Here is a 13,923-nt window from a genome sequence, read left to right on the forward strand (position 1 = left end):
TATGGTTTCCCCTTGCTGTTCGCCGCCCGCTGGGTCTCCCGCGGGACGATACGCACCCTCACCCAGTGGTGATTTACATTTTGGGAATTTAAGAACCGCCATGGTGGCGTGGTTAATGGCTAGGAGCACCCATCGCCGTTTTCTTATCCGGATAGAAGATATTGATTCCCAGCGGTCTTCCGCAGCGTCGGCAACATCCCAGATCCGCGATCTTGCCGCCATCGGGTTGGATTGGGACGGCGACATCGAATACCAAAGCCAACGCCAGGACCACTATCACCAAGCATTGAGGTTCTTGAAAGAACAGGGGAAAGTCTATGAATGCTACTGTTCGCGTCGGGACATCCAGGAAGCTTCGCGAGCACCTCACGCCCGCCCAGGAACCTACCCAGGAACCTGCCGGAACCTCTCTGAACCGGAGCGGGCTCAGCGGCGTCGTGCCCTTCAGGAGGAAGGAAGGGTTCCAGCGTTAAGGCTTCGTGCTGAGACTGACACCTGGGGCATTAGTGATGCCTTGTACGGGCAGGTGCGCGGCGATGTGGATGACATCATTTTGCGGCGGGGTGGGAAACTTCCCCCTGGCCAGCGGGAACCAGACTGGGCATATCATTTAGCGGTGGTTGTCGATGATGCGCTCCAAGGCGTAGACCAGGTAGTTCGGGGGGATGATTTGTTGTATTCGGCTCCACCTCAAGCTGCACTAGCTCACCAGTTATGGGTTCCCCAGCCCACATATGTTCATATTCCTTTGGTAATGAATGAGGCGGGAAAGCGTCTCGCTAAACGAGATGGCGCAGGAACGCTGCGGCAGTGGCAAGAATCTGGACTCAGTACCACGCACGCCGTCGAATGGATTGCTAGCTCTCTGGGTTTCCCCGGGGTGTCTTGTTCCCAGGATCTGTTGGAATGCTGGCAGCATCATCCGGATCCGGCGGCGCTGATTCCGAAGCATCCGGTGGTGTGGCAGGATCCCCGCTGAGCAAAACCGCAGCAAGAGCGATAGCGCACATCGCCGTCATGAGTGGGTGATCACCAGCGTAGGGGGTGCTGGGCCAGGGGGCGCGAGCTAGCCACACCGCAGAAACCAGGGTGGCTAGGCTGGCGAGGATTTCGGTGCTGATCAGTGTGTAACGCTTAATCACCCAGGCAGCGACCCCGGCTACTATCGCCCACACACCTCCAATGCTGATGAGGACCAGTGTGCCATAACTGCTCACGGCCCATCGGCCACTTCTGCCTAAGCGCGTGGGCAAGGGGGTACGTTGAGGGCGCGAGCGCGATGTGCTGATGATGACGAGAAGGATAATAACCCCCACACACCCTAGAGCCAGCCCTCCGCCCCAGATGAGGCTTCGTTGATAAAGCTGGTCAGCCTCGTGATAAATATGAATTTCTCCGCCCAGCCCGGCGGGAATGATAAAACCTTGAGTAGCTGCATCAATGCTGATGGGTTGAAGTTCTTGTCCTGCTAGCTCTGCCTTTAAACCACTATTAAACGCGCGCGTGGTCACTAGAACTTGGTCTTGTGATGATGCTGGAATATCGTGCCCCCGACTCAGTGCCTGTACTGGGGGTTAAGCGCCGGTGCTGCACTGGCATATACCCAGGTGGAGTGGGATGTTACGTAGTGGGTTCCAGGTTCCAGATGAACTACTTGCCCATCCCGGAAAGATTCCCCGTCAAAGGTGGCTTCATCACCAGGATTGGGGAGCCGGAGACGAAAATCCTGCGCCTTCTGTAGCTGAAAACTCCTCTGGATATTCCCGGTGTGGGGCCAGAGGCGTTGGAAAAGTATGGTGTCTGCCTCCGGTGAACTGGTAGGCAGCTGGGCAATGCGGGTGATCGGATGTCCTTGGATCGAAAACTCAGCAATACCTACTCGTTTGGAGATCACCACGCGGATCCGTTGGGCCCTACCCCCTGGCACAGGGATAGTGCGCATCTGGTGGGCGCGGAGTTTCTCGGTACTGTGGGCAGATCCGTTAATAATCTCAACGTCGGTATCTTCGGTAGTCTCTAGCTGAATAACTGGCTGGGAAATCTCCTGGTCAGGGTGGAGCTCTATCCATTGTCCGGAGCCTTTACCGGGAGCGGGGAACCAGGCGGTAGCCGGGTCCTGATCCACCGCGGCAGAGATGGATTGTTCTGCCCGCGCGCCACCAAAACTATCAACATCAGAGGCCTGGGAAGACGCCAAGACCTCACCCCCGTCTTCCGCAATACATGTCTTAGGTCCGACGGAGGGATAGTCTTTCACTTTATTTCTGGATCCGCCCGGCTCACCCGGTGCTAAGGGGGCGGATTGGGCGCCATCGAGGGTTCCGTAGTTTCGCTCCGTGAGCATCGGGGTGTCTGTGAGAACCTGGGCATTGCCGGAAACTAACTGACGTGGACGATACCCCTCAGTGCTATTAAGAAGACTCAACGACTCCCCAGCGCCGGATACCGTTTCTACCTGGTCTAGGGGGCTTAGCAGCATGTCTTGCTGGGGGTTGAGAAGAAACACCGAGAGTGCCCCAAAATCTACCCGTTGACCGGGAAGATGAGTTATTGCTTTTTGGGCTACTCCTTGGGCTTTGTCAGAATCAAGGTCCCCGCGAACCACCACGGCCCCTATTCCGAGCCGCTGGAGGTCCGCAACAGCGGTGGCCGGGTCTTGGTTGAGCATCGTATCTAAACCATCAAGGCCTCGGATAGCCTCAGGGGGAACGAGTGGGATTGCGTCGCGCACCACCCACGGAACATCCAGGAGAGGTTGGGCGGGTTCATCTCTAGTCCACCCCCAGGTTTGGCGGGCGAAGCTGCTTGGGGGATAGATCAACGTGCGGGTTCCCGCAGCATGGGTGTTGAGGTACGTGGCGGCGGCTACCCAATCTGGGGTAAGTTCCTGCCAGGCTCCGCGGTGGGCTAATCGCCCAGTCCAGGCGGGAGCTGTGGCGGTCAAAGACAGCAGCAAGATACCGGCGGCGGCAAGAAGTTGAGGGGTGGGGTAGAGGAGATCGCGGAACCGGGAAAGGTGAGGTGAAGGAAGAGTGGCGATCCCTACGCAGAGGGGGATGCGGATCAGAAGATCGCATTTATGGAGATTGCGGAGTGCTGCCCCGGGGCCATCTAGGAAATGAAGCCACCAGGCTGCGGATAACCCAAGAATGAGTACCCCAGTGAAAAGCAAAACTAACCACAGGTCGGGGCGCGGAAGTTGACGGCGACGCAGCGCTGAACTTAACCCATACAACCCCAGGGCGGCGATCGTCAACGTAGCAAATACAAATACCGGCTGAGTGCTGAGCAGCGTGCCGGGGATGCGCTCATTATCCGCAAAGGGTGACCAACTTGTTGTACCGCGCAGAATCTCAGCTAGGTTAAGCCAGCGAGTAGTTACCGCAGCTGATTCGATGAAATCCGTAAACGGTGGGGAGTAACGTCCCAGCAGGAGCAAGGGGCCAATCCACCAGGAAGAAACAAGGATACAGCCAAGAATCCAGGGGATGAGGAGACGTCGAGCATACAACAGGAGGACAATGCCGGCGGGGATGCAGGCGGCAAGAGTAGCGGTGGCGTTGACTGCACCCATGGCTGCGATGGGGAGTAAGGAGAGGGTAAGGTGACGCCAACCTGGCCGAGGGGAGGAAAGCAATGCCAGGAGCACCCAGGGAGCGAGCATCACCGGCCAGGATTCCGAGGAGATTGCGGTGAGGGTGGACAGAGTTCGAGGAGAAAGGGTAAATAGTGCGGCAGCGAGAACTCGGGCGGGGAGACTGCTATAAGGATGACCGTAGAAAACCCGGTTGAGGAGAGCGAACATCCCGGAAAACCCCAGGCCGAGGAGGAGCCACCACCACAGCCGTTCGGTGATCCACGGGGGCAGAAAATCACCGAGAAGGAAGAATAACCCTTGGGGGAAGAAATAACCGTAGGCCTGGTTTTGGATTTGACCAAGGGGGAAGATATCACTCCAGATATGGCGGGCTCCCGCCAGGAAACCCCGCGGGTTAATGAGGAGATCTAACTTAGTGTCTGTGGTGGTTAGACCGGGAGAGTTCAGGAATACTAGGACGCCGCACAGGGCCCAGGCCGCAAAGTGAATGACGCCGGGGGAGTTGATGCGGCGGCGGGGAAAGACGCTACTGCCGGCTACCGTATTCTGGACCACCTAATAACGCATCCTCTGCGTGAGTGCTGTGGCTAGCGGGGGCTTGATCTTCCCCGGAAAACATTGCTAAGCCCAGTACGGTCACAACGCCAAAAGCAATGCCCACGACGGCGCTGGCTAAAGCCGGGCCGATGGTGCGGCGAGGAAGAGAATCAGAATCAAAGGCCATAACACCGTAGAGCCTAGCAGTTGGTGAGCGGGTGGCTAATTCTCTGGGTGTTCGGTGCTGGAGGGGACAACAGCTGGGGGAACCACGAAGACGGGGATCCCTCCGTTATTAATGACGTTTTCCGAGGTGGAGGTTTGCCAAAAACTCCGAAAGCCGGTTTGGGCGCGGGTGCCGGACACAATGAGGTCAACCTGGAGCTCTTGGGCGGCATCTACGATGGCGGACCAGACAGATGTTGCGCATTCCACTAGATGAGCGCGAGGCAGAAGCCCGAGAGATTCGGCTAGTTCTACTCCTTGGCGACACATATCGCGGGCCTCACGATAAGCCGGATCAGTGTCTTCCCCGGTGGGGGACCACTCTGCTTGGCGAAGCCCAGAGACACCGACTGCCCGGGCAGCTTGGCGGTGCACCGGCTCCCACACGGTGAGAATCTCCACGTGGCGTGGCTTTAGTAGGTGGGCAGCGCAGGTCATAGCCCGGCATGACTCCTCCGAACCGTCATAGGCAATGAGCATTGTTCGTTGTACTTCAGTCACGGGCTTTCAGTGTAGTGGGTTAACCTAAGATATTGTGAGCAAACAATATCTGCTGCGCGCACTCTGGGTACTCCTTGCAGTTTTCACCTTGCTCTTATTGGTGTGGATAGGGCTCTGGTTAGCGAATAAGGACCGCGTTCCACGGGGAGTCAGCATTGCCGGAGTAGAAATCGGTGGGATGAGGCCTACGGCTGCAGAGGACACTCTCAAAGCAGAACTCGGCCCTAGAGTGAATGATCCCGTTCAGGTGCGCGCCGGGGAGAAAACCGCCACGGTAGTGGCCTCAGATGCGGGAGTGCAACCGGATTGGGGAGCGTCGGTAGAATCCGCCGGGCAGGTGTCTATTAACCCCTTCCGGTTGATCTACGGCTATTTTGCCGATATTGATTTGCCGATGAGTAGCACTATTGATGAGCCTAAAATGGCGGCTGAGTTAGAACGGCTGTCCCAGGAGCTCAGGATTGATCCGGTTAATGGTGGGGTAGAAATCCAGGGGGGTCACGTTATCACCCATGATGCTCACGAGGGTCAGGATATTGATCGTGAGGATCTGGGCATAGAGCTGAGTACCCGGTGGCTTCAACCCGGCGGTATTGAGGCGAGCCTTCTGGATACTGAGCCGATGATTACCCAAAAAGAAGTAGAGCGAGTAGCTCAAGGACCTGCGGCGAAGGCGGTGTCGGCGCCGCTGACTGCGGTAGGACGAGATGATGTCCGCGGTGTTCTTCCGGCAGAGCGGATGGGTGAGGTGATCAGTTTTACGCCCGACGAACCTAGCAAAGAACTGAAAACCCAGGTCAATGCCGATAATCTCCGTGGGATTTTAGCTGAAGGGTTGAAAGCTAGCGAACAGCCTAAGAAAAACGCCAGCATCGATTTCAGCGATGGGGGGCGTCGAATAATTCCTCACCAGGATGGGGTGGTTGTTGATTGGGAGGAAAGCCTGAAGGATGTAGAGCAAAGAATTACCGCGAATAAAGATCGAGAATTCGCGGTCCAATACAAGGATGAACCGGCCACTTTTACCACGGAGATGGCAGAAAACGCCACCTTTGATGATGTCGTTGGAGAATTCACCACCGGAGGTTTTTCAGGACCCTCCGGACAAAACATTGCGCTCGTTGCCCGCACCGTGAACGGGGCCATGGTAGCGCCGGGAGATACGTTCTCCTTAAACTCCTATACCGGGCCGCGCGGAGCCGCCCAGGGTTATGTGAAAAGCGGAATCATCCTCAACGGCCGGGCCGATAACGCGGTAGGGGGAGGGATTAGTCAATTTGCCACCACCTTATTTAACGCCGCCTACTTCGCCGGAATGGAAGATGTGGCGCACACCCCGCACAGCTACTACATCAGTCGATACCCGGCCGGACGCGAAGCCACCGTTTTTGAAGGGGCCATTGATCTGCAATTTAAAAATACCAGCCCCTACCCGGTGCGGATTGACACCTCCGTTGATTCTGGCTCTGTGACGGTGCGGCTGATGGGGGTAAAAACCGTCAACGTGGAATCCATTAACGGAGGACGATGGGCTCCTACCCAGCCGAAGGAAATGAGAATCAGCGGAGAAGGGTGCGTCGCCTCCTCCGGGGCGCCGGGATTTACCACCTCCGATACCCGTATTGTGCGTGATCTGGCAGGTAATGAAATCGGCCGAAACACCACCACCACCGTGTATGACCCTGAACCTATTGTTCGGTGCTCTTAAGCGAGGGCTAATGTCTGAGAAAGAACTATCGGGTTGGGGGATAGTCCTGAAACCCGCCACAACTGATGATGCTCGACGCCTCCAACCGCACCTTCACCCGGAATGGCCGGCGGTACGGGAAAAGTTGTTGGCCAGGATAGACCACTGATGTCACTTTTCTTGGGGTTTGTGGGGAGATATTTGTTGCCCTCGGAAGAGGGAAGCAAAGTAGCTTGGGGAATGAAGAAGATGGTGCGGGTTGCCGCTTTCAATGATTCTTCCCTCTTTGAGAACAACCACTTTATCTACTAGTAACAGCGTGGATAGGCGGTGAGAAACCACCACGATGGCTTTATTGTTTTTGTGCTGTTGCAGGGTACGGAAGATCTTTAACTCCGCATCGGCATCCACCGCGCTGGTGGGTTCATCAAGCAGCCAATAGCTGTCATCGTGAAGAAATAACCTGGCGAGGGCGAGTCTTTGCCATTGTCCGCCGGATAAGTCGTGCCCGCCTTTCCATTGGTGGCCTAATTGTGTGTTGATGCCCTGAGGAAGAGCAGAGACAAAACCCCAGCACCGGGCCTCATGGAGCGCATTGATGATCTCCTCCTCAGAGGTCTCAGGTTTACCGAGGGAAACAAAATCCTTGACGCTTAGCTCATAGCGCCCGAAGTCTTGGGTGACGATCCCGGGGAAGGAAGCCGGTACGCGGATCTGACCGCGGAAGGGAATATTTCCGAGGATTGCCGAGAAAATAGTGGTTTTTCCTGCGCCGTTGGCCCCTACGAGCGCGGTGATTTCGCCACACCGCGCGCGAAACGATGCATGAGAAACCGCGGGTGTCTCTGCTTCCGGGTAGTAGACAGTGACATCCTCAAGCACGATATCCCCGCTTTGTTGATCCTTTTGAAGCGCCGGAGACCTAAGGTTCGCGGCCTTTTTCAGAGCCATCAAGGATTTAATTCCGGGGCGGGTGTGAGCAAATTCCCCGATTTGATAGCCCAAACCTGACAGCGCACTAATCCCAGACATAATGCCGACGACCCCGGAAAGCACTAACACCATATCTTGCTCAGACGCCCAGATGCTATAGATGCTCCACGCAGAAAGCAGAAGTGTGGCAAGCGAAAAGAGGAGATAAATCCCCATGGATCGCACTTCCAGTTTTTCTCTATGCCGGGCTGAGATTCTCCGGGATTCCAGTGAGAAAGAGGAAATTTTCTCAGCTCCGCGAAGTTTAGTGAGTTCCTCCAAGGAGGAGAGGTAGGTCAAGTGATCGAGCAGATAATTGGAACGACGTTTGTGATAGGAGATAGGGTCCCAGGTTTTTGCTTCTAACCTGCCGACCACCGTATAGGACAAGGCGGTAGGAAGAGCCGCGAAGACTGCCAAGATAGCGGCTGTTGGGCTGATACTCCAGAGCGAAAACCCAAGGAAAACAGCAGTAATGCAGCCGAAGAAGGTTTGGAGAAGTGCTTGGAGCATAGCTCCTGGGTAGCCATTGTCTATGGCTTCACGGGCGGAGAAAATAAGCGGGGAAATGTCTCTTATCTGACTGTGAGCTGAGTCTGGGTTGGTGAGAGAATCCCCGAAGTCTCGGGTGATAGCAATATCAAACCTCGCCACCATAATTCTTGATAAGGCGTAGGAGCTTTGGGTGATGACATTGGTGGCGGCGATTAAAACAGCAAAGATGATGACGAGGGGCGGGATAACGCCGCCGCTGAAGAAACCGGCAGCATTGTCCGAGACCGCTGGTGCAGGATGAGATGAGAAACATTTGATGGCTAGAACGTTAAGGCCAGGTAGGGTGGCGAGAATAATTCCGGCTATGGTGACTAGCAGCAAATACCGCGCGTTATAGCGAAGGCAGATTGATAAAACCCACAAAGCTGGGGACTTAGGTTCTTTCATAACTACCTCGTTCTACTCCGGTCTTGAATTCTGCTGAAAGCCGATCCCAAAAAGGCTGATTAAAAGAGGAGTAAGACCCGCAGGTCTTCCATCGAGAACTTGTACAATCATGCGAAAGCCCATTAGAGAGGGTTCCGATTTCAAAACCGGAGGCTCCGGCTGTGTCCCAGCAACTGTATAGCTTAGAATTGGGGCCTAACACAATTCCATGTTTCAGTTCTTCTCCCTTTTTGACATCACAGATGGCACATCCACGGTGATTTAGCGGTGCGACACATTGTAAATCCCGGGCAGATGCATTTTCGTAAAAATTCCTGATGGCTGAGATCAGGGTGTTCTCGTTGAGACCTTGATATTTAAATGATAGGGTTTGGTCTACGGGAACAAATGAAATTATGAGGTTGTTTTTTTCCGGAAGGGAGCCGAGATCCTCAATAAGATTATGAATGTCCTGTTTCTCAGGGGAAAAAATGTTTACCCGAATATGGACCTGAAAATTCTTTGCTAGAAGCCGCCGAATTCCGGCCAAGACATCCTGATAGGAATTTCTATGATTTCGATATTTACGAAAGAGATCTTGTCCGCGAGGTCCGCCATCGATTGAAACCTGAACGGTTCTGCAGTTTATGCTCTTCAGCCAGTCTATAGAATTTTCATTAAGAAGAGTTCCATTAGTAATTAATGTTACCCTTATAGCAAGGCTTTCCTTAAGCTTCCTATATAAAATATCAATTTGTCTTTTATAAACTAGAGGTTCTCCTCCTAAGACTATGAGATTGCAGCTTCCCGGACATCTTTCTTTAACGATTCGGGTTAGTTGCAGCGCCTTTTCATTACTCCAAACATCCCGGCCGCTTGGCCGGGTTCCTTGGTTATCTAATTGGAAACAGTATTCGCAAGAAAGATTGCAAGAGAATCCTGGGATGTATGTGATGGTATAGGACTGTTCTGGAGGTGATTTGTATTTACTTAGATTCTGAATAATTAGGAATGCAAAGATCTTTCCTATTAAGTTGAGTTTACCAGGAGATTTTACAAGCCAGCGTGAGAATTTAATCTGTTCTTCTTTTAAGAATATAATCGGCATAATTTACTCCCTGAAAAGATGGCGGGCTTTCAGCCCGCCATCCATTTAGCGCATCCTGGCTGGACACTTGTCGTCAGAAACATGTAAGTTTCGCTGACCTAATTGAATCAAGCGGACTTTTTGCATTAGTGCTATGAACATCGAATCACCTCATCTCTTTGTGTTGATCATATGGATTGAGTGATTGTAATAAAAGGATTTTAATAAAATTGTTAGATTTTTCACATATTAAGGATATTTGCCGGGTGCTGGTCTTCGCTATTTTGTGTGTTATAGATCTGGTTGATTTCGTAGTTAGATTTAGGTTAATTTAATACTAATCCCATAACCAAGCTATTATTAGGAGTCATTACTATAAGGCGAGTTTGGCGATGTGCTATGGGCCGGTGATAATCTTTAGGGTAGAAATCTTTTGAAGGTGAGACAGGTGGAAGGTGATTTCCAGAAATGGTTACGGCTATAATATTTTCTGATCTAATAGAAATTATTAATTTTCCTTAAGTCCTATTAGGCTATAAAATAGTTTTATTAAGGATGGGAATGCTGTAATGCTAGCACTTCATCAACAACGCTCACCTACCCCTGTTCTCTTGGATTGTGACACTGGTATTGATGATGCCTTGGCGTTGATCTACTTAGCCGGTTTACACCGCGCGGGCAGAATCACACTTGTGGGGGTGAGCTGTAGCGCCGGCAACACTACCGCTAAGCAAAGCGCCATCAACACCGCTTTTATTCTCCGGAGCTGCGGTCTAGCGGAGGAAGAAATTCCCATTCGGATTGGCCCCCGGCAACCGTTGGCAGTGCCGCTATGCACAACCCCGGAAACCCACGGTCCTACCGGGTTAGGCTATTGCCACGCACCCGAACCCCAACCTGGGGTTATCCCTGAAGATCCCGACACATGGCAACACTTATGGGACGAGACGTGGGGCACCTATGGGCAAGATCTCCGTTTGATTATCACTGGGCCGGCCACCGCGTTGGCTCAATACCTCAAGCGGAAACCCACGGTTATGCCACGCACCACGATGATGGGTGGAGCGTATCTTTACCGGGGCAACACCACCCCCACGGCGGAGTGGAATAGTTGGGTAGATCCCCACGCAGCCAAGGAGATTTTCGCCCCTACCAGCCCCTTTGGCTCACAGAGGGAAAACTCTTTAATCACGGTGTGCTCTTTGGAAGTCACTGAGCAATTTTGTTGCCACCCTCATCACCTAGAGCACCTATGCCAGCTTTTAGGCTCAACCCCCATAGCCCGCGATCTCCCGGACATTCTGCGTTTTTATTTCGAATTCCACCGCGCACAAGGTGAAGGCTACCTGGCGCAAATCCATGATCTCCTCACCTGCATGGTGGCCTTAGATGCTATCCCGGTCAGCAGTATTGACACCACGGTTGACGTCGAGGCTGATTCTCCTTTACTCCGCGGCACCACGGTTGCTGATTATCGACATCATTGGGGTCGTCCGGCTAATGCCCGCCTCATCACCGACGTCAACCTGGAGCAAGCTTATACACACTGGTGGGAATCAGCGAGCATGTTAGGATCACAAGTGTTTTTTCGCTGAGGTGACATAGGCGAGGGAACCTTCCTTAACTGAGTTTTCACAACAATCCTGGGAGTGTGTCTTTTCGCTATGCCTCAACCAACCGCTGTCACCCGCATCTCCTTAAACCGGGGTCAACAAATCCTGGTCGGCGTGGGGGCTCTTCTTATCGCCGCTACCTGGCTCTTTTTAGTACTCACCCGGCCAGATACCTGGGAGGACGGGCTTAGCTCAACCCCCGCGTTGATCACGCTACTTGGCTATGTGGGCGGAGCTATCGCTCTGCTTATCGCCACAGTTCCGGCTTTACCCACCCGCATCATCGCCATCATCCCGGTGGCCTTGGTCTTGAACATCGTCATCGGGGAAATTGTCGGTTCGGTAGGTATCCCGCTGTATCTAGACACCATCGGAACTGTTTTTATTGCAGCTCTTGCCGGCCCCATCACCGGCACCGCCACCGGGGTGCTCACCAGCGTGGTGTGGAGTTTCCTCAACCCTGCCGCCTTGCCCTTCGCCGCTGGAAATGCTCTCATTGGTTTTCTGTCTGGCTGGGCGATTAAAAAAGGATCCTTCAAAAACATTGTGTGGGTGATTATCACCGGCGTTCTTCTCGGAGCAATCGCCGGAGTCATCTCAGCCCCCGTAGCAGCTTTCGTCTACGGCGGAACTGCAGGTGTCGGCACCGGAGCGGTGGTTTCTCTCTTCCGAGAAATGGGGCAATCCTTACTCAGCGCAGTGACGCTGCAATCTTTCTTATCAGACCCCCTCGACAAAGCAATCGTCATGGTTTTGGTCTGGGCGTCATTGAAGTATCTTCCGGGCCGGGTGCGCCGCAACCTGGGAGTCCAGGACTAGTGACGTCGCGCCGGGTTGGCGTCGAGCCTTCATCTCGTCCCCACGGATGGAACCCCCTTACGGGTTTTTCGCTGGCCGCTTCAGCCTGGATCCTCGCCCTCGGAATCAATCAATGGTGGTGTTCGTGCCTTCTCATCGCCCTGGGTTTAGCCGCCTCCTTCTGCGGGCCGCGCGGAGGAGCCACGGTGCTGGGGGCCGTGGGGCTAAGTATCCCCATTTTCGCCTCGATGGTCATTGTGCATAGTCCGCACGGGCATATTCCCTGGTGGGGGCCGCTCACTCGGGACGGCATGTGGCTGGCAACCGAACTAGGGCTTCGTTACTTTGCCCTCATGATTACTTTCCTCGCTGCGGCCGCCGCCACCACGGTGCCGCAATTAGCTAAGGCCCTGCAACAGGCTGGGGTGAACCCGCGGATCACCTATGTAGTGTGCGCTGCGCTGCAACTTTTCCCGGAAGGTCAAGCTACTGTGCAACGGGTGCGGGAGGCTCATATTCTTGCTGGGCGTCAGGTTCGGGGGATACGGAGTATTCCGCGAATAGCGCTTCCTACCATGAGTCAGCTTATTGCCAGAGGTAGTGAACGCGGCATTGCTTTAGAAATGACTGGCTTGCAACGTCCAGGCCCGCGCACTCTTCTTGTGCCGGTGCCTGATTCTCCCCTCCAGAAGTATGTCCGACGCCTACTGCCCGCCTTTGCGCTGGCTCTGGTTTTAGGGGTAGCGCTGTGGTGAACCTTGAAGAAATTCCAGGTCAGGTGACTCAGATTGTCGGCGCCTCCGGATCTGGGCTAACACGCTTAGCGCACCAGTGGTATCAGTCTCCTCCGCAACAGTGGGCTGAGGCTGGGGAGGTGGCGTTGGTGCTTCAAGAAGCCAGTGCCCATATCTCAGGACTAAGAGCTACCGTCTATGAGGAGCTGGTATTCCCCCTGGAACAACGCGGACTTGCCCCTTCCCTTATGCGGGAGAAGGTCAACCAGATGCTTCAGACCATCGGTTTAACGACGTATGCTCAGCACCACCCGGCGCAGCTGTCTGGCGGGCAAACCCGCAGGTTAGCGTTGGGGGTAACAATGATTACTGAGCCAGGAACGTTGATTGTTGATAACGCTTTTGCGGGTTTGGATACGGATTCTCGGCACACCCTTGCCACGGCCTTGCGCGAGTTGGCAAACCAAGGAACCGGAGTTGTTGTTTTAGGGCACAGCGTGAACGCTGACCTGGGCGGGGTAGTTGTCTATCACGGGGATAGCCAAGAAACTCCGGTAGTTCTTCCAGCGAAGATAGAGCCGACGTCAAGCTACGTGCTGCTTTCTGGGGTGCACGCTATCCGCGGGGTGAACCGAAAACCACGGTGGCGCCTAGGGCGTCGGGTCAACAACAACCCATCGGTTTTTCAGGTTGGCCCAGTGGATCTCCGGGTGCCGCGCGGTGGGGTGTTGTGGTTGCGTGGCGACAACGGCAGCGGGAAAACCTCGTTGCTGCGGGCGGCAGCCGGTGTGGATCAAGCTAGCCGAGTTAGTGCTGCTGAACCTTCCCCCACCGTGTCTTTGGCGGTGCAGCACGCTGCCGATCAAGTGGTGGAACCCACTGTCGCTGCGATGTTGCAATCTGGTTCGGGGGCAGGGCTGTGTGCTGGCCCAGCCTCTGGGGTTGCTAGGGGCTTGGGTGTTGATCCGCAAGCGCACCCATTGGATTTGAGCCAATCTGATCTGCGCATTATTCAAGTGGTGGCGGCAGCCCGGCGACATGCCGACGTGTTGGCTCTGGATGAACCGGACGTTGGGGTAGACCGGGCTGGTCGCAATACCTTGCACCGGATCATCGCCGCTGAGTTAGCGGCGCACAGAGCTGTGGTGATGACCTGCCATGATGAAAGTTTCTTTGCCGAAGTAGCCGAATATGCGCAGGTTAAGGAGCAGTGGCTACCGGGAGTTTCGGGTTCATGACCTAGCATAGAA

At 54.4% G+C, this 13,923-nt stretch carries 12 protein-coding genes; 7 read left to right on the forward strand and 5 right to left on the reverse strand.

Annotated elements, in window-relative coordinates; translation table 11 throughout:
* Position 1: 1 nt before the first annotated feature.
* The gene (gene gluQRS, locus GP475_RS01155) at positions 2-979 is read left to right on the forward strand and encodes a tRNA glutamyl-Q(34) synthetase GluQRS (RefSeq protein WP_187974847.1); all 978 of its coding nucleotides are present in this window, start codon (positions 2-4) and stop codon (positions 977-979) included.
* 576 nt (positions 980-1,555) lie between these two features.
* Here gluQRS and GP475_RS01160 read toward each other — a convergent pair.
* From GP475_RS01160 to GP475_RS01170, 3 genes are read right to left on the reverse strand one after another with little or no spacing between them, the layout of a single operon-like run.
* Positions 1,556-4,153: an alpha-(1->3)-arabinofuranosyltransferase domain-containing protein gene (locus GP475_RS01160; protein ID WP_187975946.1), complete on the reverse strand. Its 2,598-nt coding sequence runs from the start codon at positions 4,151-4,153 to the stop codon at positions 1,556-1,558.
* A complete protein-coding gene (locus GP475_RS01165; protein ID WP_187974848.1) occupies positions 4,125-4,322 on the reverse strand; it encodes a DUF2613 domain-containing protein in 198 nt (65 codons plus the stop codon). The genes GP475_RS01160 and GP475_RS01165 overlap by 29 nt, the downstream gene beginning before the upstream one ends.
* Positions 4,323-4,357: 35 nt before the next feature.
* Positions 4,358-4,840 (reverse strand): universal stress protein, encoded by a 483-nt coding sequence (locus tag GP475_RS01170; protein WP_187975737.1) that lies wholly within the window; start codon positions 4,838-4,840, stop codon positions 4,358-4,360.
* Between the two features lie 52 nt (positions 4,841-4,892).
* On the opposite strand from GP475_RS01170, the gene GP475_RS01175 reads away from it, so the two are divergent.
* Both GP475_RS01175 and GP475_RS01180 read left to right on the forward strand, forming a co-directional pair.
* Entirely contained in the window at positions 4,893-6,569 is a 1,677-nt protein-coding gene (locus GP475_RS01175; protein WP_394367421.1) for a VanW family protein, read from the forward strand.
* Positions 6,570-6,579: 10 nt separating this feature from the next.
* Entirely contained in the window at positions 6,580-6,717 is a 138-nt protein-coding gene (locus GP475_RS01180) for a hypothetical protein (RefSeq protein WP_187974849.1), read from the forward strand.
* A gap of 2 nt (positions 6,718-6,719) precedes the next feature.
* Here the strand turns inward: GP475_RS01180 and GP475_RS01185 are convergent, their stop codons facing one another.
* Together GP475_RS01185 and GP475_RS01190 are read right to left on the reverse strand one after the other, a co-directional pair.
* Positions 6,720-8,462: an ATP-binding cassette domain-containing protein gene (locus GP475_RS01185; RefSeq protein WP_187974850.1), complete on the reverse strand. Its 1,743-nt coding sequence runs from the start codon at positions 8,460-8,462 to the stop codon at positions 6,720-6,722.
* On the reverse strand, positions 8,449-9,549 hold the full coding sequence (locus GP475_RS01190) for a radical SAM protein (RefSeq protein ID WP_187974851.1): 1,101 nt from the start codon (positions 9,547-9,549) through the stop codon (positions 8,449-8,451). The genes GP475_RS01185 and GP475_RS01190 overlap by 14 nt, the downstream gene beginning before the upstream one ends.
* Positions 9,550-10,097: 548 nt before the next feature.
* On the opposite strand from GP475_RS01190, the gene GP475_RS01195 reads away from it, so the two are divergent.
* The 4 genes from GP475_RS01195 to GP475_RS01210 all read left to right on the forward strand — a co-directional run bounded on the left by GP475_RS01195 (position 10,098) and on the right by GP475_RS01210 (position 13,911).
* On the forward strand, positions 10,098-11,123 hold the full coding sequence (locus GP475_RS01195; RefSeq protein WP_187974852.1) for a nucleoside hydrolase: 1,026 nt from the start codon (positions 10,098-10,100) through the stop codon (positions 11,121-11,123).
* Positions 11,124-11,192: 69 nt separating this feature from the next.
* Complete coding sequence (locus tag GP475_RS01200) at positions 11,193-11,960, forward strand: ECF transporter S component (RefSeq protein WP_187974853.1); 768 nt, start codon at positions 11,193-11,195, stop codon at positions 11,958-11,960.
* Positions 11,960-12,694: an energy-coupling factor transporter transmembrane component T family protein gene (locus tag GP475_RS01205; protein WP_187974854.1), complete on the forward strand. Its 735-nt coding sequence runs from the start codon at positions 11,960-11,962 to the stop codon at positions 12,692-12,694. Before GP475_RS01200 ends, GP475_RS01205 begins: the two co-directional genes overlap by 1 nt.
* Positions 12,688-13,911: an ATP-binding cassette domain-containing protein gene (locus GP475_RS01210; RefSeq protein ID WP_187974855.1), complete on the forward strand. Its 1,224-nt coding sequence runs from the start codon at positions 12,688-12,690 to the stop codon at positions 13,909-13,911. The genes GP475_RS01205 and GP475_RS01210 overlap by 7 nt, the downstream gene beginning before the upstream one ends.
* Positions 13,912-13,923 lie beyond the last annotated feature (12 nt).

The organism is Corynebacterium poyangense, assembly GCF_014522205.1.
Lineage (GTDB): Bacteria > Actinomycetota > Actinomycetes > Mycobacteriales > Mycobacteriaceae > Corynebacterium > Corynebacterium poyangense.

What these genes read in the sequence shown, in the direction of transcription:
- GP475_RS01185 (WP_187974850.1), bottom strand. Translation starts at nt 8,462, where the DNA reads ATGAAAGAACCTAAGTCCCCAGCTTTGTGGGTTTTATCAATCTGCCTT.
- GP475_RS01190 (WP_187974851.1), bottom strand. Translation starts at nt 9,549, where the DNA reads ATGCCGATTATATTCTTAAAAGAAGAACAGATTAAATTCTCACGCTGG.
- GP475_RS01165 (WP_187974848.1), bottom strand. Translation starts at nt 4,322, where the DNA reads ATGGCCTTTGATTCTGATTCTCTTCCTCGCCGCACCATCGGCCCGGCT.
- GP475_RS01170 (WP_187975737.1), bottom strand. Translation starts at nt 4,840, where the DNA reads ATGCTCATTGCCTATGACGGTTCGGAGGAGTCATGCCGGGCTATGACC.
- GP475_RS01180 (WP_187974849.1), top strand. Translation starts at nt 6,580, where the DNA reads ATGTCTGAGAAAGAACTATCGGGTTGGGGGATAGTCCTGAAACCCGCC.
- GP475_RS01195 (WP_187974852.1), top strand. Translation starts at nt 10,098, where the DNA reads ATGCTAGCACTTCATCAACAACGCTCACCTACCCCTGTTCTCTTGGAT.
- gluQRS (WP_187974847.1), top strand. Translation starts at nt 2, where the DNA reads ATGGTTTCCCCTTGCTGTTCGCCGCCCGCTGGGTCTCCCGCGGGACGA.
- GP475_RS01200 (WP_187974853.1), top strand. Translation starts at nt 11,193, where the DNA reads ATGCCTCAACCAACCGCTGTCACCCGCATCTCCTTAAACCGGGGTCAA.